The sequence below is a fragment of the Fusibacter sp. genome (genome assembly GCF_057447755.1).
Genome location: NZ_JBVBZF010000029.1, coordinates 1 through 20,820 on the forward strand (window position 1 = coordinate 1; position 20,820 = coordinate 20,820).

The following is a 20,820-nucleotide window of genomic DNA, read 5'->3' on the forward strand; positions in this document are numbered from 1 at the left end:
AAAAAAGTGGCTCTCGTATAAACACCACCTAAATTTTCACTCAATTCTTCCCAAGTACTTTTCTTATGTCCCATGTTAGACCTCGCTCTCATTTATAATCTCTATTACATGTGCCATTAATAGAGGCTGAATATCTGGATATGTCAGTTGGTCCGGTAAGTCATCAAACAAGGCAATGGCCTGAATTTCATGTTCAAAGCGGTCTGCCAAGTGATAAATCTCCGCATAATACAACCTTCCGTAACGCTTAATACCCGCACGCTCGACACTGTAGTTACAGATTGAGCGAATGTTAAAATCGTCTGCAGAAGATTCTTCAATTAGCTCTCTTCTTGCAGCATCATCAGGCAACTCATCTGCTTCAATATGTCCACCAGGGACCTCCCATGTTGTTCTATCTCTGTGTTTAACAAAAAGCCATTGATCTTTATAACGACTTATAATAACCACATATTTAAGTCTTGGATTATCATTTATTGTATCCTTATAAAAATTTATTTTCACCGAATCGCTATGTTTCGAAGTCGTCGATACCATCGCTTATATCTCCTTAAAATTACACTCCTAAGCTTATTACCATTAAAGTAATCATAACTTTTTGAACAATAAAATGCCATTAAAAAACCATTAAATCAACTCCAATCTGAATGCGTCTTATAAATTTGAAACGCTATTCAAAACTTAAGTCCTATAGACAAGATTTAAGCATTCTATACATCTCATGTGTTTAAGCTCTAATCCCTATTTAAATCTATATTAAAATGCAAAAGAGAGTATCTTATCACTAGATACTCTCTTTTCGGGGTTTTAAGGATTTTATTTTTCATTTTAAAGGCTGTAAATCTATTTTCAAAATAAGCGATAGAGCTCATTGAAAATCAATTTGTTAATGGACTTGCTTAATTTAATTTAATTTAATTTAATTTAATTTACTTAACTTAATTTAATTTATTTTACTTAATTTACTTACTAAACTTAATTTACTTAGCTTAAATTTGGATTGTTAAAGCTGCATCGATTTATATGATACCGCTTACACTTTAACCCTTATCGCCATCTTTAAGGTCTCTCAATCAATAGTGATGTTCCCATACCACCACCGATACACAAGGTTGCTAAACCTTTTTTTGCATCACGTTTCTGCATTTCATGCAAGAGCGTTACTAAAATTCTTGCACCACTTGCACCAACTGGATGACCAATTGCAATGGCACCACCATTTACATTGACGATTTCTGGATTGATTTTTAGATCCTTAACGACTGCAAGTGATTGTGCTGCAAATGCTTCGTTGGCTTCAACGAGCTCTACATCTTCAACACTCCAATTTGCTTCTTTTAATGCCGCTAAGGTTGCAGGTACCGGACCATAGCCCATAATAGAAGGGTCAACCCCTTTAGTGCCATAGCCTTTTATAAGTGCAAGATACTTAAGGCCAAGCGCTTCCGCTTTTTCCTTGCTCATGACAATCAGCATTGCAGCACCATCGTTGATTCCAGAAGCATTACCGGCTGTAACTGTGCCCTCTTTTTTGAATGCAGGTTTAAGCTTCTGAAGTGCATCATAGGTTGTACCGTATCTGATATACTCATCATCCGCAACGATAGTAGGTTCACCACGTCTTGAAGGGATCTCAATCGGAACGATTTCAGCTTTAAATCGACCCGATTTTTGAGCAGCTTCTGCCTTATTTTGACTTGCCACAGCAAACTGATCTTGCATTTCTTTTGTCAAAGACCATTGGTCAGCAATATTTTCAGCTGTAATGCCCATATGATAATTGTTAAATGCATCGGTTAGTGCATCCTTGATCATATGATCCACCATTTCATAATGTCCCATTTTTTGTCCCCATCTATTAGATGGCGATAGATATGGTGCATTAGACATACTCTCAGTACCGCCACACATGATGACATCTGCACCACCAGATGCGATGATTTGAGCAGCAAGGCTCACACTTCTAAGGCCAGAACCACATAGAATGTTTATTGACATTGCGGGTACTTCCACAGGAACACCCGCATGAATAGACACCTGTCTAGCCACATTTTGACCACAACCAGCACTTAGAATATTACCAACTAATACTTCATCGATTTGATTTGGCTCAATTCCAGCGCGTTTAATCGCTTCCTTTGCTGCTATTGTTCCAAGATCAACTGCACTTAGGGTTTTTAATGCACCACCATAAGCACCAACCGGCGTTCTTACTGCCGATACAATTACAACGTCTCTCATTTTAGGCCTCCTATAATCTCAAACCACCGTTAACAGAAAGATTATGTCCTGTTATAAACGATGATTCATCACTTGCTAGGAATAAGCAAGCATTTGCAATTTCTTGCGGTTCGCCTAATCTGCCAAGCATTGTTTTTTCTCTAATTGGGTCAAGAACCTTGTCAGGTACTGTCTTCATCATTTCTGTATTTACATAACCAGGTGCCACAGAATTAACTCTAACAGCTGCACCTTTTCTTGAGAACTCTTTTGCCCAAGTTTTCGCCATACCGATAACGCCAGCTTTAGTTGCAGCATAATTGGTTTGACCAACATTACCATACTCACCCACAACAGAAGCGATGTTGATAATGCTGCCTTGGCCTTTTTCCATCATATGTGGTCCTATCACTTGAGCCATGTTAAAGACGCCTTTAAGGTTAACATCAATAACGAGATCCCACATTTCCTCTGTCATTTTGTTGATTAAACCATCTCTTGTAATACCTGCATTATTAACAAGAATATCGATTTTACCGTACTCAGCAACCGCCCAGTTAAAAAACTCAGCAATCGCATTTCTGTCGGTTACATTAAGTGCATAACCTTTTATATTTGCAGACTCAAAAGTAGCTTCTTGCATATCAACTGCAATTACTTTTGCCCCTTCTCTTTCAAATGTTTCGCTGATCGCTCTGCCGATGCCCTGTGCACCACCAGTTACCACAGCAACTTTTCCCTGTAATCTCATTGCGCCTCCAAAGTTATAAGTTAAGACCCATTGGTCCTTCACTGAAAATTCGACTATCCATTTCTTTTAAGTGTTCTGAAATTGCCGGTTTAAATGCCATTTGATCAATAATATCACGCTGTAAGTCGACACCAGGTGCTATTTCTGTCAATGTTAAACCTGCTTCTGTAAGCTCAAACACAGCCCTTTCTGTTACATATACCACTGGCTGTCCGATCTCATATGCATATTCGCCAGAGAATGTGATCTGCTCTACTGCATTGATAAACTTCTTAGATCTTCCTTCTGAAAGAATTGTCAGTTTACCGTCTTTAACTTCTAATTCCAGGCCACCTGCTGTGAAAGTACCACAGTAAACTACCTTTTTTGCATTTTGTGAAATATTGATGAAGCCGCCACAACCAGCTACTTTAGGGCCAAACTTTGATACGTTTACATTACCCTTATCATCACATTGTGCAAGTCCTAAGAAAGTGACATCCAAGCCACCCCCATCATAGAAGTCAAATTGGTAGGGTTGATCTATGATCATATCCGGATTGATTGCTGCACCAAAGCTAAGGCCACCTGCTGGAATACCGCCGATTGTACCTGCTTCTGTTGTGAGAATCAAACCGTGAATACCCTCTTCATTTGCAACCATTGAAACGCCCTCAGGCATTCCAATTCCGAGATTCATAATGGCATTTTCCTTAAGCTCCATAGCAGCTCTTCTCGCTATGACCTTTCGCTCATTAAGTGCCATTGGCGGAATACTCTGAACTGGCACCTTCACATCTTGGCTATATGATGGATTGAACTGTTCTGCGAAAGTTTGCATATGCTCATGTGGCGCTGCCTCTACGATTGCATCCACATAAATACCAGGAATTTTAACGAGCTTTGAATTAATAGAGCCGTCCTTCACGATTTTCTCAACCTGAAGAATGACTTTTCCACCTGAATTTTTTACGGCTTGAGCCATTGAAAGCATTTCAAGGCTAAGACATTCCTTTTCAAAGGTACAGTTGCCGAACGAATCTGCATAAGTACCTCTGATAAAGGCAATATCTATTGGAAAGGCTTTATAAAAAAGCCAATCCTCATTATTTAAAGTCATCAACTCAACGAGCGACTCCTTAGTTCTTTTATTGATTCTACCGCCTTCAAGACGTGGATCTACAAATGTTTTAAGACCAACCTTTGTAATAACCCCTGGCTTTCCGCCAGCGATTGCTCTAAACAAGTGAGAAATAACACCTTGTGGAAAATTGTATGCGTCGATTTCTTCATCTAGTGCTAATTTGCCAAGCTTTGGCGCTAGTCCCCAGTGACCACCAACTACCTTTTTCACAAGTCCTACATGTCCAAAGTGATTTAAACCTCGATCTTTACCATCGCCTTGTCCTGCTGCATAAACCAAAGTTAAATCCTTCGGATGTCCATTTTTAATAAATGCATCTTCCACACCTCTACTAAGAGCTTCTGGATGCATATTGCCTACGAATCCTCCGGTAACTACTGTTGAACCATCTTGGATGAGAGCAATTGCTTCTTCAAGTGACATCACTTTTTTCATGCCTTCCTCCTTATACGATTCCAGTTACTAAATAGAATACTGAAACAACAACTACTGCAATAAGTGGTGTAACAACCGTCATGGCTGCTATATCACCATAAGACTCTTTATGATTTAATTTACATACTGATAATAATGTGATAACCGCACCACAGTGTGGTAAACTGTCAAGTCCACCTGATGCCATAAGCATAATTCTATGAAGTGCCTGTGGATCAATACCCATCGACAAGAATTCTTTTGAAAGTACTTCAAGTGCAATTGCAGTACCACCTGAAGATGAACCTACGATACCTGCAAGTAAAGTTGTTGAAATCGCAACTTTGAAAATCGATGGAATCGCAAGTGCAACGATACCCAATTTAACTGTCGTAAATGCTGCAAGAGACTTGATTACACCACCGTAACCAACCTCAGAACCCGTATTAAAGATCGGTAATAAAGAACCAACTGCACCATCAAATACAATTTTGTTTGTATTAACAAGGAACTTTCTCAAAGCAATTAAAATAAACACGATTGAGATCGAAAGACCTAATACAACTGGCCAAGTACCATTGATTTTTGCACCAGCCGCTTCATATGAAGCAATGATTGAAGGATTTGCAAAGTAAATTTTTGTGAAAATGAAGTTTAATACAAACACCAAGATAATAGGTGTTGCTGAAATTCCAAAGCTTGGAAGATCATCGCCAAGTTCATGTAAGCCTTCATTTTCATGCTCTCCATAACCTTCACCTGCAGCTGCTGCTTGAGCCGCTCTTCTGTTTAACCACCAAAGGCCACCGAAGAACATGATCGAGCTACCGAGAAGACCTAAAACTGGACCAGCATAAATATCTGTGCCAAAGTATACTGTTGGCATTGTGTTTAAGTACTGAGGTGAACCTGGTAATGCTGTCATAGTAAATGTAAATGCACCAAGTGCAATTGCAGCTGGGAGTAAACGCTTTGGAACATCTGCTTCTCTTAAAAGCATTGCCCCAATTGGATACATTGCAAATACAACTACGAATAGTGAAACACCACCATAAGTTAAAAGTGAAGTTGCAACAACTACTGCTGCAATGGCATGTTTTTTACCAAATTTGTCTGAAATAAAATGTGCGATTGAGGTAGCAGCACCTGTAACGCCCATTAATTTACCAAATATTGCGCCTGCTAAAAAGACCGGAAAATATGCTTGAATATATCCAGCTGCTGCTGGCATGAAAATATTAGATAGTGCATGAAGCGCTGGAATTTCCCCTGACATGAGCGCTGCAAGCATTGCTAAAATTGGTGCTAATACTAACACTGTCACTCCGCGATAAGCAAAGTACATAAGAGAAAATAAGGTCAATAATATCGCTAATACGCCTAACATCTTTGTCCCCCTAAATTTTAATAGGAAATTTTAATTTCCAATGATTAATTTAATCAACTCATAAAATGTGTATGCGAAAGCCACGATGGCAATTGCATATAGACCATAAAACAGTCCAAGTGTGAATGGTTTGTTCTTTTCATATGCATCCACATGCTTAGGATGCATTCTTTCTCTGAGGTGATATTTTGTGTCATTGATTACGCCTACAATAAACTGTGTAAGCATCCATATCAAGCCTAACAAAATCACCAAATACAATAATCCTAAATGTGCACCTGAGACTTTTTCAATGATGGAAATTATGGCACTTAAGAAAACCAATGGTATAAATAATTGATCCCATTTTAAAACGCGGTACTCATTTTGATAAGCCTCTGAAATCAGAATCCTCACGAGAAGTACCACAAGATGCATATACTTGTAGCTCTGTGGATAATAGATTTGTTGTCCGATCGTAAACAACAAAAGTATCTGATAGATCAGATTAAAAACATATGGTTTTTTCAAGTTGCCCATTACATTAGATAAGTCTCCCATATAAAATTCACCTCCACCCTATAATAAAGCAAAACGCATGCCAAGATTTTGAACACATAAAAATGCATTTATCTTCAAAATTGTTCATTTTTCTTGCACCAAAAGGTTAATTTTCTTAAAAAGAGTTTGTAAAAACAAGAAAAGTGTAAATCCAACTTTACACTTTTTCACTCACAATACCTCATGTGTCAAGTTTTAATGACATAATGGTTGTTGCTCATTTATTTGTAAACTTTTATTTACACTTTTGTCTATCAATATCCCTATTTGTGACTATCTTAAATCATATTTTTCTAATTTTGTGTGAAGTGCCATTCTAGAAATACCTAAATCCTCAGCTGTTTTCGTTTTATTGCCCTTAAAATAGATGAGACGTTCCAACAAGAGCTTCTTTTCATAGATTTCCATCATATGACGAAGTGGTTCACCCGAATAATCCTGTTCTACCGATTTCATAAAGGCTGGTAAATGATAGGGCTGAATATAATCATCACCTTCCATGATGTTGTAGGCACGTTCAATGATGTTTCTAAGTTCCCGAATATTGCCCTGCCAATGATAGTTGGTCAATAAAAATTGAGCCTTCTCAGAAACACCTCTCACCTTCCCGTGGTCCTGTTGATTGAGTTGGTCAATAAAATGCTTACTCAGGAGGATAACATCTTCCTTGCGCTCTCTGAGAGGCGGTATAGAGAGATTAATGACGTTTAATCTGTAATAGAGGTCCTCTCTAAACTCTTTCGCCTCAACCATCTCCTTTAGATTCCTGTTGGTTGCCGCAATAACCCTCACATCTATTTGTTTAGGTCTATTGGAACCAACGCGTTCAACCTCACCCTCTTGAAGTACCCTTAATATCTTAGCTTGCATTTGAAGTGGCATATCTCCAATTTCATCTAAAAATATTGTGCCTAAATCTGCGAGTTCGAACTTTCCGATTCGGCCATTTTTATCAGCACCAGTAAAAGCACCCTTCTCATATCCGAAAAGTTCCGATTCCAAGAGTTGCTCAGGAATTGCAGCACAGTTTACTGATATGAAGGGCATATCATGGCGGTTACTCGCTTGATGAATGGCATGTGCAAACAGCTCTTTGCCTGTACCGCTTTCACCTTGAATAAGAACATTGGATTTCGTATGCGCAATCTTCTTTGCTTGGTGTTTCAGCTTGTTCATCTGATCATTTGAGGTAATAATTTGTTCAAAGGTATATTTGGCCTTGTGAATACTGCTGATTTCTGACCTTAAATTTCGAAGTTCTTGCTCAATCTTTGTATATTTTTTATTGATGCTATGCAGCTCAGACACATTTCTGAAAAGAACCTTACCAATTGCACCTGCGAGTTTACCATCCACATAATAAGGGATCCTAGTGGCAACCATGTAATCCCCTCTGATTTCTTGGAAATCATTGATTTCTGGCACTCCAGTTTGAGCAACCACATGCATCCTTGTATTTTGAATCACTTCAGTGACGTGCTTGCCGATAACCTCATCCTCTTCAAGCCCGAGAAAACGCTTATAAGCATTAGAAATCATCGTTATATTTCCCTTTATATCTACGACGACGATCCCATCATAAGCCAGTTCTAAAATGGATTTTAAAATGGCCATTTCACTTCGGTCAGCTTCGAGTTTTTCATTTAATGCTTCAAATTTTGTGACGTCATCGAATATCGCTATGGCACCTACCGGAAGCCCCTTTTCAAAGACCGGTATCCTAGAAGTAATGCAATGCTTACCATTAACATCTATTCTTACGTTGCGGTCTACTGAAAGCGTTTTAAAGGTCTCCATTAACTTTGAATCCTTGTAAACTTCTAAAATTGGTTTGTCTATGGCCTGAACAAGGGGCAAGTCCAAGAGTTCCAAGGCTCTGTGGTTGATATTTTTTACAATACCTTCATGATCCACCAAGATAATGGCGTTTTTAATCGCTTCAAAAACATTTTGATTTTCCACAATGCAGTTAAAAAAGTTATTCAAAATAATCCCTCATTTCTGATTGTTATGTTTAGTTTCTCTCTCTCTAAATTACGCAATTTTGATACCAACTTGATTACTATTATTAAAATCATATAAAAAAAGAATCGTACAGTCAAACGATTCTTTGGGTTGCTAAATATTTTCTTCAATATTTAATTCCAGATGAATATCATAGGGTTCAAGTTCAAATAAAGTAGCATCAATTTCCTTTGCTAAGGCACAGCCCATACTAAAGTAAAAATTAACGGTATTCTCAGATGGCGTTGCCGAAATATAAAGCTTTTTACCATTTAAGCTTCGTGCTGCCTTAATGGCTTCTAACATTAAGTTTTTTGCCACACCTTTCCCCCGATATTTAGCAGACACATAGAGAATATCCATTTTAATATACTCTCTTTTTGATCCTCGAAGTTTATTTTCAACAGAGGTAATGCCCACTAATTTGTCAGCGTCGTAGCACCCTATTACAAAACCACCTTCTTCGATGATTTTTATTTGTCTATCGTAAAGCGCTTCTTGCTCCCCCTCTGGAAAGCCTTTTACATCATAGTATTCTTCTTCAAGTTCAAGCTTTCCTTCTCGATAATAATAAACATGTTCAATAATCTCTTTTCGATCAATATGCCAAAAATCCTTTAACGCATCAATTGTCATATACCTATAGTTCATATCCTTCTCCTTATGTATCATCCTGTCAAAGCCACTTAAAAATCTATATGTCTATTATATCATAATCATCAATGACTGAAATTTAAGTTAAATAAACAAATAGCATTGACTCTGTCTGTCAGTGAGATATAATATTATTGGCATACGCCAATTAAAGGAGGCTTGATTATGGAAAAAGAAAGTCCAAACCAATTTAGCAATATCAAAAACATCATCGGCATCATGAGTGGTAAGGGCGGTGTTGGTAAATCTTCAGTTACTGCGCTTACGGCAATAACCTTAAGAGAGCAAGGTTTTCAAGTCGGTATTTTAGATGCTGATATTACGGGCCCCTCTATCCCTAAGGTGTTCGGTCTGAATCAAAAGAAAGCAGTGGGTACGCCTCTAGGTGTAGAACCGGTCATTTCTTCTACAGGTATTAAGATAATGAGTGTAAATCTCATTCTTGAACAAGAGGATGAACCTGTCGTTTGGAGAGGTCCAATCATTTCCAATGCGGTGAAGCAATTTTATACAGATGTTATTTGGGGGGATCTGGATTATCTCTTAATTGACTTACCACCGGGCACAGGAGATGTCCCTTTAACTGTTATGCAGTCCTTGACAATTGATGGCATCATCATTGTTTCGACGCCACAGGACCTTGTAAAAATGGTTGTCAATAAATCTATGAAGATGGTTAAAATGCTCCACACACCAATCATCGGTATCGTCGAAAATATGAGCTATTTCATCTGCCCTTCTTGTGATGAAAAGCATAAAATATTCGGTCAATCTAAAGTAAAAGAGGCTGCAAAAGAAATGGGTGCTTATTTTATCTCTGAAATTCCGATGGATCCACTATTGGTCGAACTTTCTGATGAAGGAAGCGTCGAGCTTTATACAAAGCACAATTTTGAATTTGCAAAAACTTATCAGAAAGACATTCAAGGTGCTCTATCTCATTTTGAGAGCAATCGCATGATTGTACCAGACGCTTTTAAGATTATGTAAATTCTACCATTCAATCATCCTGTTCTAGGCCTAAAATTTCATAGACCATGGTGATACATTAAACTTTTACGATTTACAAAACGAAACGGGACCCCTAAGGGATCCCGTTTTTTCTTAATCATATAAAATCACAGTCTATCTTTTATAGTAGAAGAAAGTCTTACTGGATTCGAAGTTATATCTTTGAGGCTGAATAATTTGCTCTGTACTACCCACGAAGAAGTAACCATCACTTACCAAGGAATCATAGAACTTTTTATACATTTCGTCTTTTGCTTCTTCAGTAAAGTAGATCATAACATTTCGGCATATGATCATATCAAAGCCTTTTGGATAAGGATCTCTCAATAAGTTCATCTTCTTAAACTCAACACAATTTTTAATTTCGTCTTTAATTCTATAAGACTTACCTACCATCTCAAAGTACTTATCCACGTACTGTTTAGGCACGTTCTTAATACTCTTTTCAGAGTAAATCCCCATTTTTGCCTTTGACAATGCCTCATCATCAAAATCAACCGCATGTATTTTTATGTCCTTAAGGGGTAAAAATTCACTTAAGCACATGACCAGCGAGTAAGGCTCTTCACCTGTTGAACAAGCAGCAGACCAGATCTTAGGTCTTTTAGTTCGCTTTAGAATTGCAGGAAAAATATCTTCACGTAAGGTTTCCCACTGCCCTGGATTTCTATAAAACTCGGAAACATTGATGGTCAAATAATTGATAAATTCATCAAAAGAATCCTTATCTGTATCAATTAATTTAAAGTATGAATCAAAATCACCAAGTCCATGTCTTGTAATTAAAGATTCAATACGTCTTTTCATCTGTCTTTCTTTATACAATGTTAAATCTAATTTCGTCTTATTAAAAACACGTTCTTTAAACTTATCATAGCCTTCCATATTAAATCTCCTTCAACAAAGTTTTATCTTCTTTATTTATATCCACATATATGATTTTAAACCAAATTTAATTCAGAAAACTTAAAATACCCATTTAATGATCTGTAATCATTTAACGTCAAAACATTGTTTTGCTGCATCACACCTTTTGGCTCAAATTCTGCTTTATACAATCATTTAACGTCAAAATCTTGTTTTGCCGCATTTAACCGCTTTTCGCAAGTTGGTGATTCTTTCTCAAAGCTGGATGAGAACTAATGATCTATACAAAAAAAAGCCGATGAAATGTTATTTCATCGGCTTTGTGTTATTACTCCTGATCAGCTTCTTCCTGAACTGGTTCATTTACTGCTTTCATAGAAAGTTTAACTTTCTTTTCTTCAGCAATGTATTCTAAAATTCTCACTTCAACCGTTTGATTAATTTTAAGAACATCACTTGGTTTTTCAATATGCTCTTTAGCGATATGAGAAACATGTACTAGACCTTCGATACCTGGCTCAAGCTCTACGAATGCGCCGAAATCAGTAAGATTTACAACTTTACCTTCGTAAACGCCGTTCACTTCATATTTATCAGCGAACAATGCCCATGGCTCTTGGCTAATTTGTTTGATACTTAAAGAAATTTTGTTTTCATCTCTGTTAGCATCGATGATTTTAACATCAATTTTGTCGCCAACGTTAACGAAATCATTAACTGGTTTGATTCTTCCCCAGCTCATTTCAGTAACGTGTACTAAACCATCCATACCACCGATATCAACAAAAGCACCAAAGTTAGTAATTCTTTTTACTTCACCTTTTACGATGCTACCGATTTCGATTGTTTTCCAGAATTGATCTCTTACAGCTTGTTTTTCTAAGATTGCAAATTCTTTATGAGAGAATACTGCTCTTCTTTTTTGCTTGTTGATTTCAATGACTTTAACTTTTAAGTCTTGACCAATATATGGTCTTAAGTTCTTAACAAATCTGTCAGATAATTGAGAAGCAGGAACGAATCCTCTGATCTCTTTGAAGAATGCAATCAAACCACCGTTTACTGCATCAGCAACTTTAACTGTGATTTCAGCATCTTTCTCATGTAATGCTTCAAGTTCTTCCCAATCTTTGTCTACATTTACTTTTCTAAGTGATAATAAAATGTTACCTTCACCATTATCATGGTTTACGATGAATACGTCTAACTCTTGTCCTACTTTAAAATTGCTTTCAATATCAAAGTTTGGATCTGCAGACACTTCATTTCTAGGAATTACGCCGTCAGATTTATAACCGATGTTTACGATTACAACATCAGTATTAACTTGAATTATGCTTCCTTTAACAACTGATCCTCTTCTTGGAATTCTCAATGATTCTTCGATTTGCTCCATCATCTCAGCCATTGAACTATGATTTTCCATCAAAAAATACCTCGCCTTCATTTTCTATTTTAAGAATGACCGATTCAACAATCCAGTCTGGTGTTGAAGCACCCGCTGCAATACCAATTTTTGTATTGCTTTTGAACATGGATACATCTACTAAATCATCCTTAGTTTCAATGTGAATCGTCGTAGCATTCTTGCTACAAATTTCTGCTAACTTTCTCGTATTTGAACTGTGCTTACCACCAATTACAATCATATAATCCACGGTTTTAGATAGCTCTATACAAGCGTTTTGCCTTTGTTCTGTTGCCAAACAAATCGTATTATGAATAATACAATCTGAAAGCTTTTGTTTAAAAATGGCTTCCATCTCATGCCACAAACTCAAATTAAAAGTGGTTTGAGCTACAATACAAAATGGTTTGTCGGATGCCGTCATATTTTTGACTTCATCTAATGTAGAGTAAATTGTTGCACTTTCATCACACCATCCATTTATGCCAACCACTTCAGGATGATTCTTATCTCCGACAATAATTATATTATAACCTTTTAAACGATAAGATGAAACTGTATTTTGAATTTTTTTAACATAAGGACAAGTCGCATCATATATGACAAAGCCTTGCGCCTCTGCTAATTCATAAACAGCCTTTGGTGCACCATGAGATCTAATGATCAAATGATTGCCATCTATTCTATTATCCCTGAAATCCGTAAGTTTTTCAATGACTTTTACACCTTTTTGTTCATAATATTCCGTAACTTGTGTATTATGAATGATTGGCCCAAGTGTAAAGACCTTTTTTTCACCCTCATTGGACTCAATGAGGTCATCCAATATCTGAATAGCACGTTTAACGCCATAACAGAAGCCAGAATGTTTTGCGATTTGAATGATCATTTCGCCTCCAAATGTTACGAGTTAATAAATATTCTAAACATTAAAATTCATTATATCATTTTTCGTAATGTTTTACAAGTTTTATGGCCTATTAATAATGATTGATTTATAGATATCGTTAATAACTTCTTGAGAGAGTGCTTCAAGTTTTTCAGAATCTACCTTTTGATCATAATATTCACTAAACTCAAACGGTTTATGGAAGACCACTCTCACTTTTGAAAAGAGTTTGAATTTAGAATCAATTGTGATGGGTAAAATAGGTGTTTTTGTTCTTATAGAAAGCATTGCAAGACCCGCTTTTACAGGTAAAGGGTCATAGCCCTTATTACGTGTAGCCTCTGGAAAAAGCGCTAAGTTGTCTTTTCCCTTTAATATGGTCAGCGCCGTCTTTATGGCTTTAATGTCATTGCCATCTCGATCAACAGGAAAAACGCCAACCTTATCAATAACCCATCCTACAATCTTATACTTGAAATTTTCTTTTTTAGACATGAATCTAGCCTGTAGTGGCATGACACCACCCAATAAAAAAGGATCATGCAAACTTGAATGGTTGCCGCAAATTACATAATTTTGATTGGGATCAACATTTTCAAGACCTATAATCTCAAGTTTATAAAACAGTTTATAATAAAGATAGGCACCCTTGCTGCAAATTGCATAAAACTTATTCATAATCAACTCCTAAATTTAGTCGTAAGTCACTTACCCTGCAGTTACATCATTGATGATCTTAGTCACGACTTGATCTATGGTAAGCTTAGTCGTGTCAATTAAAACGGCATCAGGCGCCTGCTTAAGTGGTGCTGCTTCCCTTTCCTGATCAATCTTATCTCTTGCTTCAATATCCTCTATCATCTCCTGAAGCGAAACATCAAAGCCCTTTGCCTTTAAGTCAACAATTCTTCTTTTGGCACGTTCTTCAGAACTTGCAACAAGAAAATATTTAAATTTGGCATTTGGCAACACATGACTTGCGATATCTCGACCATCCATCACCACAGATTGATTGCCAGCAATTTTCTGCTGTAGGTCCACCATTTTTTCTCTGACATAGGCATCCTTTGCCACATAAGACACATTTTGAGTTACTTCCGGTGTTCTTATAGCATCTGTACAATCAACCCCATTAACCTTAATTTCATGTAAAGAAATTTCAAGCACAATTTGATCCACCAATGCCTTTAATGATGCTGAATCGTTCAAGTCCAAGGACTCTTTAAGTGCTTGAAAGGTCACCGCGCGATACATTGCGCCAGTGTCTAAATAAGTAATATTTAATTTTTGTGCTATGATTTTCGCCACTGTGCTCTTGCCAGATCCAGCTGGCCCATCAATGGCAATTTGAATTATGGACATGTAATTACCTCAATTATCCTCAATATTTATCATCTAACGCTTTTTGCCTTCACAGGTGTCATCACATCAGTTTGAATCAACTTTATCTATGTCAGCCTTAAACGAATGATATCTAATCATTTAACGTCAAAACCATGTTTTGCTGTTATCCTTCTCATCTAACCGCTTATCGCAAATTTGTAAATCTCTTTCAAAGCGGGTTGAGAACCAATGACCTATAAAAACAAATACCACCTATTCAGGTGGTATTTACTCTAAAATTATATCTTAATTCTAATCAAATATCAATTGATGAAATTATTTGATATTGTAGACGCCATAATCATCCCAGATGCGCTCAAGCTTCTCAAGATTCTTTTCCACGCCTTCTTTTCTAATACTTACACCAATGATTAATGCGTTAATTAAACTCATAGGTGCTACAAATGAATCAATAAAAGTATTCATGTTGTACTTGGCAATTAAACAGTACTTAACTTTCTCATAAAGTGGTGAATTCATTCCATCCGTTATACCAATAATCGTTGCTTGATTCTTAATGGCATAATTAACGCAATCATAAGTTCTCTTAGAATAGCGCGGAAACGATAGCACAATCATAACATCGTCTTTTGACAAATTTAAAAGTTGGTCATAGACATCTTGTGCTGATTCTTGAATGATATGAATTTCAGGCAATATGAAATTTAAATAAAATCCCAAATAGTTCGCTAACACGGATGAACTTCTAAGCCCAAGAATATAAACTTTTTTAGCATTGATAATTTCATGAATAACCTTATCAATAAGTTCATAATCAAACTGATCAATCGTCTGTCTTATATGGTCCATATCATTGATCATAATTTTAGTTAAATACTCAGCTTCTTGATGTTCCTTAGAGAGTTCAAATCGCTGTACAGTCGTTAACTTTGTCTTAATTGTTTCTTGGAGTTCCTTCTGTAACTGAGGATATCCCTCATACCCTATAGCATTGGCAAATCTTACAACAGTGGACTCACTGATGTTCACATTTTTACCAAGGGTTGATGCAGTCATGAAAGCTACCTTATCATAGTTTTCCAATATATAGTCTGCAATCTTTTTGTGACTTTTACTAAGCGTTAAATATCTTTGCCTAATGCGTCCTAATAAGTCTGAATTACTCATCAAATCACCTTTTACATTTGATTTGCCAGTTCATACCCTTTTTGTAAAGCTAACTTATTCAAGTCTTCTGTTCCTTTTGGAACCCTAGATAAAATAGCCGCTTCTAAACTTTCTTCAGTTACAATTTTTGTCAATCCAACGATTAAACCTAAAGCAACGATGTTAGCAACGATCTCTTTGCCAACAGCAGTTCTTGCTGTTTCTAAAATTGGAACGCTGATAATTCTTTTTGCCTTAAGCTCTTTTGGTAACTCAATAGAAGCATCTACAATGATTGTACCATCTTCAGAAACATCTTTGATGTACTTATCACTTGCAACTTGAGTTAAAGCCAATGACATATTTGGAATTGTAACCTTTGGAAAATCTATAACGCCGTCACTGATAATGACTTCCGCTTTACTCGCTCCGCCCCTTGCTTCAGGACCATAGCTTTGTGTTTGAATGGCATTTTTATTGTCTCTTAATGCTGCCTCTGCTAATATTATACCCGCTGTTATGAGTCCTTGTCCACCAGAACCCGATAATCTTAACTCTAATTGACTATTCATCTCACATATCTCCTTTAATTATACACTATTTTTTAAGTCTTTCGATAATACCATCGTAAAGTTCTGTGTATTCAGGTTCGACTTTGTTGACGAATTCACCCATTAAGAATTTGCCTGCCACTTTTTCTGGTGGTAACTTTTCTGCTACCTTATGGTCTACAAAACTGTCTTTAAGGAAGTTCATCATATCCACTACAGTGCCTTTTTTATTTTTTCTACCATAATAAGTTGGGCAAATTGAAATTGCTTCAACAAGAGAGAATCCCTTATGCTTTATTGCAGTTTCAATCATTTTTTGCATTTGATTTACATGATATACTGTTGTTTTTGCAGTATAAGTAGCACCTGCACCACCAGCTAATTGAGTAATGTCAAAAGGCTTGTCGATATTACCATAAGGTGCTGTTGTACCTTTATCGTTTGTTGGCGTTGTTGGTGAATATTGTCCACCAGTCATACCATAAATGTTGTTATTGAAACAAATTGTTGTGATGTTGATGTTTCTTCTAGCAGCGTGGATTAAGTGGTTACCACCAATCGCTGACAAGTCACCATCACCTGCAACAACAATCACTTCAAGCTCAGGATTTGCAAGTTTAACACCTGTTGCAAATGCAAGTGCTCTACCATGTGTTGTATGAAGTGTATTAAAGTCCATGTATCCAGGTGCTCTTGAAGAACAACCGATACCTGAAACGATACAAACTTTATCTTTGTCGAGACCTAAATTCTCGATCGCTCTTCCCATTGCTGCCATGATGATACCGTGACCACAACCTGGACACCAAATGTGCGGGAATTTATCAACTCTAAAGTAATTCTCTACTAATGGGCTATTCATTATAATACCTCCCTAAAAGATAGGATTAATTCTTCTGGCGTAATAATTTCACCGTTTGCTTTTCCAAAGAAGCTTACAGGACATTTACCTTCAACTGCTCTGTCCACTTCAAGCTTTAATTGACCAAAGTTAAGTTCTGCAACGAGAATGTTCTTAACTTTTGCACCAATCTCTTTAATTCTTGCATCTGGGAAAGGCCAAACAGTAATTGGTCTAAATAAACCAACTTTAACGCCTTCGTTACGAAGTTGTTTAACAGCAGCTTTTGCAGTTCTAGCAGTACCACCGTATGCGAAAATAACATACTCAGCATCTTCCATAAACATTTCTTCGTAATCGATGATGTCATCAAGGTTGTTATCAATTTTAGCCATTAATCTTTTGATTAAAACATCTGCATTAGCAGTGCTGTTGCTTGGGAAGCCTGTTTCATCATGCATAAGTCCAGTGACATGATATCTAAAGCCATCACCAAAAGCAGCCATTTTAGGTACAAGATCGCCTTCTTCTACTTTGTAAGCTTTATAGTCCGATCCTGCTTCAGGTTTTACTCTATCATAAACTTCAACTTCAGATTGCTCTGGAATCTCGATTTTTTCTCTCATATGACCTGTAATTTCATCCGTTAACAAAATAACAGGTGTTCTGTATTTTTCAGCTAAATTAAAAGCTCTAATTGTAAGGTCAAAAGTTTCTTTTACTGAATCTGGCGTTAAACAAATAACTGGGTGATCTCCATGAGTACCCCATTTTGCTTGCATAACATCACCTTGTCCAGGAGAAGTAGGAAGACCAGTTGACGGACCACCCCTTTGAACGTTAACGATAACTAATGGGATTTCAGCAAGTGCTGCGTATCCAATGTTCTCTTGTTTTAAAGAAAATCCAGGACCAGATGTTGCAGTCATGGTTTTAACACCTGTTAAAGATGCACCGATTGCAGCAGCAATACCTGCAATTTCATCTTCCATTTGAATAAATTTACCACCAATTCTTGGTAATCTTTCTGCTGATAATTCTGCAATTTCAGTTGATGGAGTGATTGGGTATCCTGAATAAAATTTCATGCCAGCCATTAATGCGCCTTCAACACATGCTTCATTTCCTTGAAGAAATTTCACTTTTTTAGCCATTATTCCTTACCTCCTAAAAAAATTGCAAAATCAGGACATCTCATTTCACACATCCTACACTTTATACAATTCTCACGATCTAACATCGTCACTTTACCATTTTCATTGAATCCTAATACTTTTTTAGGACAAAAGGCGATACAAATACCGCAGCCTTTACACCAAGCTTCATTGATTTTAATTTCAAAATTTTCTTTATTGTCAGCCATTGGAAAACCTCCTTTTACTCTCATACTAATCATATCACAGTTATCTTGTTTTGCAAGAGTAATTTCATTTTTTTGTTCAGTTTTTTGAAATATGCAATTCAAATTTCATTTTGTATAATTGACTATTCGTATTTTCGTATACAACCATATTGTATGCAAGATTAAAAGTATCAAAAACAAGTATGGAGCAGGATTTCAAAGAAATCCCACTCCAATAAATTGACATTCAGAAAAGTTTTAACTTTTTAAGAATATTTTATACACAACCCCACTTACTTTTTATACCATGTAAACCACTTCATGGTTTTTATAGTTTTTATTTTTTTTCAACAATCCACATTACAGGTGGTGTGTTTTTCTGATTGACAAATTCAAGCTTGCAAACATCGTAGAGAGACTGAGGGAGCTCAGATAAAAAAAGCTCCAATTGAACAGCTTCTTCCTTGCCTGCTTCATGACCTCTATAAGACAAGATCGCAACTAATCCACCAGATTTAAGGTGTTCAAACGCTGAACTCAAACTAGACAACGTCGTACCCACAGTTGTGGTTATCCCCTTATCTCCTTTTGGCAAGTAACCAAGATTATAAACCACAAAATCAACGCGCTCGTCAGCCTCTAAAAAGTCAAATTGTTCATGGGAACAATGCTTTAAAATCAGGTGTTCACCTTCTAGATAACCATTTTGGGCCATCAGCATACGGGTTGCCTCTATGGCCTCAAGTTGTACATCCACAGCATAAAGCCTTCCTGAATTAGACAAACAATTCATCAAAAAAAGTGTGTCGTTACCATTGCCACAAGTTGCATCTACCAAAGTCATATGAGGTTTGATAAAATCCCTTGCGATCACCTTATAGGCATTGACAACATTTCCGAGATACTTCATGCGTTGCCTCTTGAGCTCTTGCAAGGTTTATTGAAAAAATCAGGCAATTCTGCTTTAAAAACGAGTTTTTCGCCCATGGTCATCGCCACTTCTAATCCCTCTGCAATAAAAAAGCCATTTGTTTCTTCACTTGATTTGACATACACTTGACAAACTTTTTTGTGGTCTAAGTGATTGAGTAGCGCCCTAAAGAGGCCATCACCCAGTTTAAAACCACGGTCTTCGTTACGAACGAAAATATATCGCATTTCCGCCTTGTCTACCTCTGTCATTTCATATCCTGCAATGCCACAAATGCGATTGCCATCCTCTACAACAAAGCAATGATCAGCGGAAAGCTTTATGCCTTCAAATGTCATTTGAGTTTCTTTAAGCATCTGATCAACTGCTCTAACATCATTACACTTCATCATTCTGATCTGAATCATCATTGACCTCCTCAAGTACCTCTGATTGACTCTGGAACGCATTAAATGCATCAAAGTCGTGAATCGGTGGTAATTCTTTCAAAGTTTTATAACCAAAGCTCTTGAGAAAGACATCTGTAGTCCCATAAATCTGAGGTCTACCAATCTTCTCAAGCTTACCTGTAACTTCGACTAACTGTCTTTCAATTAAATGCTGGAGTGGTCCATCTGAGTTTACCCCTCTAATTTGCTCAATATCAAGCTTTGTAATTGGCTGTTTATAGGCGATAATTGCGAGCACTTCAAGCGCTGAATTCGATAACCCCTTGCTTTTCGAAGTTTGACAAAGGCTCTCAATATAAGGATAATTCTCTTTTAAGGTACAAAATTGATAATGACTGTTGGTTTCAAGAATCTGAATCCCCCTACCTTCTGTCTCATATAGGCGCATAAGGTCTTCAAGGAGTTTTCTTGTGACGTTTATTTTTAAATCGAGTTGCTTTGCGATTTTAGTGATACTCAGAGGTTCGCCCCAAACAAAGAGCATGGATTCAATCGCGGATTGATATTTTTTATAATCTTCAATGATCTGATTACTCATTTAGAAATGATCCTTTCTGAAATTGGATTTATTTTAGACAACTTATTTTCAGACATTATAATGCCTACATTAGATGCCTAGACTAGATGTCTACATTATCTGGTCATGATCATCCTGAACGATCTCTTGTTCAATGTAATCTCTTTTAGAAATTTTAATCTCCTGAAATAAACCATCTTGTTCTATTGTAATTTCCTTTAGTTTTAAAAGCTCTAACAAGGCCAAAAAGGTCACGACGATCTCTTCCTTAATGATCTCCTCACCAAAGAGTTCCGAAAACAAAAAATTATCACTGGTCTTTAGGCGTTTCCGAATGCCCTTTAGCTTTTCCTCTACAGTAAAAAAGTCACGCTTGATCCCCTTAAAGAAGCCTTTTCGATGTTCGTCAAACCTATCAATCTTGGCCATTA

General features: G+C 36.8%; 23 protein-coding genes. 1 reads left to right on the forward strand and 22 read right to left on the reverse strand.

What is annotated here, in order from left to right:
* Window positions 1–75: 75 nt before the first annotated feature.
* From AC220I_RS07010 to AC220I_RS07045, 8 genes are all read right to left on the reverse strand, one after another.
* Window positions 76–537 (reverse strand): NUDIX hydrolase, encoded by a 462-nt coding sequence (locus tag AC220I_RS07010; RefSeq protein ID WP_486723097.1) that lies wholly within the window; start codon window positions 535–537, stop codon window positions 76–78.
* A gap of 522 nt (window positions 538–1,059) precedes the next feature.
* Window positions 1,060–2,241, reverse strand: coding sequence for an acetyl-CoA C-acetyltransferase (locus AC220I_RS07015; RefSeq protein WP_486723098.1), 1,182 nt, complete (start codon window positions 2,239–2,241; stop codon window positions 1,060–1,062).
* Window positions 2,242–2,251: 10 nt separating this feature from the next.
* Window positions 2,252–2,971, reverse strand: a complete 720-nt coding sequence (fabG, locus tag AC220I_RS07020) for a 3-oxoacyl-ACP reductase FabG (RefSeq protein WP_486723099.1) — start codon at window positions 2,969–2,971, stop codon at window positions 2,252–2,254.
* Between the two features lie 13 nt (window positions 2,972–2,984).
* On the reverse strand, window positions 2,985–4,529 hold the full coding sequence (locus AC220I_RS07025) for an acyl CoA:acetate/3-ketoacid CoA transferase (protein WP_486723100.1): 1,545 nt from the start codon (window positions 4,527–4,529) through the stop codon (window positions 2,985–2,987).
* Window positions 4,530–4,539: 10 nt separating this feature from the next.
* The gene (locus AC220I_RS07030; protein WP_486723101.1) at window positions 4,540–5,895 is read right to left on the reverse strand and encodes a GntP family permease; all 1,356 of its coding nucleotides are present in this window, start codon (window positions 5,893–5,895) and stop codon (window positions 4,540–4,542) included.
* 30 nt (window positions 5,896–5,925) lie between these two features.
* Complete coding sequence (locus tag AC220I_RS07035; protein ID WP_486723102.1) at window positions 5,926–6,435, reverse strand: hypothetical protein; 510 nt, start codon at window positions 6,433–6,435, stop codon at window positions 5,926–5,928.
* Between the two features lie 273 nt (window positions 6,436–6,708).
* Window positions 6,709–8,421 (reverse strand): sigma 54-interacting transcriptional regulator, encoded by a 1,713-nt coding sequence (locus AC220I_RS07040; RefSeq protein ID WP_486723103.1) that lies wholly within the window; start codon window positions 8,419–8,421, stop codon window positions 6,709–6,711.
* A gap of 132 nt (window positions 8,422–8,553) precedes the next feature.
* A complete protein-coding gene (locus tag AC220I_RS07045; RefSeq protein WP_486723104.1) occupies window positions 8,554–9,090 on the reverse strand; it encodes a GNAT family N-acetyltransferase in 537 nt (178 codons plus the stop codon).
* A 168-nt stretch (window positions 9,091–9,258) separates the two neighbouring features.
* Here AC220I_RS07045 and AC220I_RS07050 point away from each other — a divergent pair, with 168 nt between their 5' ends.
* A complete protein-coding gene (locus tag AC220I_RS07050) occupies window positions 9,259–10,083 on the forward strand; it encodes an Mrp/NBP35 family ATP-binding protein (protein WP_486723105.1) in 825 nt (274 codons plus the stop codon).
* A 135-nt stretch (window positions 10,084–10,218) separates the two neighbouring features.
* On the opposite strand, the gene AC220I_RS07055 is transcribed toward AC220I_RS07050, so the two are convergent.
* The 14 genes from AC220I_RS07055 to AC220I_RS07120 all read right to left on the reverse strand — a co-directional run.
* Window positions 10,219–10,989: a CheR family methyltransferase gene (locus AC220I_RS07055; protein WP_486723106.1), complete on the reverse strand. Its 771-nt coding sequence runs from the start codon at window positions 10,987–10,989 to the stop codon at window positions 10,219–10,221.
* A 310-nt stretch (window positions 10,990–11,299) separates the two neighbouring features.
* Complete coding sequence (gene rpsA, locus AC220I_RS07060; RefSeq protein ID WP_486723107.1) at window positions 11,300–12,397, reverse strand: 30S ribosomal protein S1; 1,098 nt, start codon at window positions 12,395–12,397, stop codon at window positions 11,300–11,302.
* Window positions 12,384–13,268: a 4-hydroxy-3-methylbut-2-enyl diphosphate reductase gene (ispH, locus tag AC220I_RS07065; RefSeq protein WP_486723108.1), complete on the reverse strand. Its 885-nt coding sequence runs from the start codon at window positions 13,266–13,268 to the stop codon at window positions 12,384–12,386. Before ispH ends, rpsA begins: the two co-directional genes overlap by 14 nt.
* Window positions 13,269–13,349: 81 nt before the next feature.
* Window positions 13,350–13,946, reverse strand: a complete 597-nt coding sequence (locus AC220I_RS07070) for a lysophospholipid acyltransferase family protein (RefSeq protein WP_486723109.1) — start codon at window positions 13,944–13,946, stop codon at window positions 13,350–13,352.
* Between the two features lie 30 nt (window positions 13,947–13,976).
* On the reverse strand, window positions 13,977–14,630 hold the full coding sequence (gene cmk / locus AC220I_RS07075; RefSeq protein ID WP_486723110.1) for a (d)CMP kinase: 654 nt from the start codon (window positions 14,628–14,630) through the stop codon (window positions 13,977–13,979).
* Between the two features lie 297 nt (window positions 14,631–14,927).
* Window positions 14,928–15,779, reverse strand: a complete 852-nt coding sequence (locus tag AC220I_RS07080) for a MurR/RpiR family transcriptional regulator (protein ID WP_486723111.1) — start codon at window positions 15,777–15,779, stop codon at window positions 14,928–14,930.
* Between the two features lie 11 nt (window positions 15,780–15,790).
* Window positions 15,791–16,330 (reverse strand): 2-oxoacid:acceptor oxidoreductase family protein, encoded by a 540-nt coding sequence (locus AC220I_RS07085; RefSeq protein WP_486723112.1) that lies wholly within the window; start codon window positions 16,328–16,330, stop codon window positions 15,791–15,793.
* A 25-nt stretch (window positions 16,331–16,355) separates the two neighbouring features.
* A complete protein-coding gene (locus AC220I_RS07090; RefSeq protein WP_486723113.1) occupies window positions 16,356–17,171 on the reverse strand; it encodes a 2-oxoacid:ferredoxin oxidoreductase subunit beta in 816 nt (271 codons plus the stop codon).
* Window positions 17,171–18,304 (reverse strand): 2-oxoacid:acceptor oxidoreductase subunit alpha, encoded by a 1,134-nt coding sequence (locus AC220I_RS07095; protein ID WP_486723114.1) that lies wholly within the window; start codon window positions 18,302–18,304, stop codon window positions 17,171–17,173. The genes AC220I_RS07090 and AC220I_RS07095 overlap by 1 nt, the downstream gene beginning before the upstream one ends.
* Window positions 18,304–18,513: a 4Fe-4S dicluster domain-containing protein gene (locus AC220I_RS07100; protein WP_486723115.1), complete on the reverse strand. Its 210-nt coding sequence runs from the start codon at window positions 18,511–18,513 to the stop codon at window positions 18,304–18,306. The genes AC220I_RS07095 and AC220I_RS07100 overlap by 1 nt, the downstream gene beginning before the upstream one ends.
* Before the next feature lie 316 nt (window positions 18,514–18,829).
* Entirely contained in the window at window positions 18,830–19,402 is a 573-nt protein-coding gene (gene mnmM / locus AC220I_RS07105; protein WP_486723116.1) for a tRNA 5-(aminomethyl)-2-thiouridylate-methyltransferase MnmM, read from the reverse strand.
* Window positions 19,399–19,830 carry a GNAT family N-acetyltransferase gene (locus AC220I_RS07110; RefSeq protein ID WP_486723117.1) on the reverse strand — a complete coding sequence of 144 codons (432 nt, stop codon included), beginning with the start codon at window positions 19,828–19,830 and terminating at the stop codon, window positions 19,399–19,401. The genes mnmM and AC220I_RS07110 overlap by 4 nt, the downstream gene beginning before the upstream one ends.
* The gene (gene scpB, locus AC220I_RS07115) at window positions 19,802–20,410 is read right to left on the reverse strand and encodes an SMC-Scp complex subunit ScpB (protein ID WP_486723118.1); all 609 of its coding nucleotides are present in this window, start codon (window positions 20,408–20,410) and stop codon (window positions 19,802–19,804) included. The genes AC220I_RS07110 and scpB overlap by 29 nt, the downstream gene beginning before the upstream one ends.
* Window positions 20,411–20,500: 90 nt before the next feature.
* On the reverse strand, window positions 20,501–20,820 hold a 320-nt coding region (locus AC220I_RS07120; protein WP_486723119.1), incomplete at its 5' end, for a segregation/condensation protein A.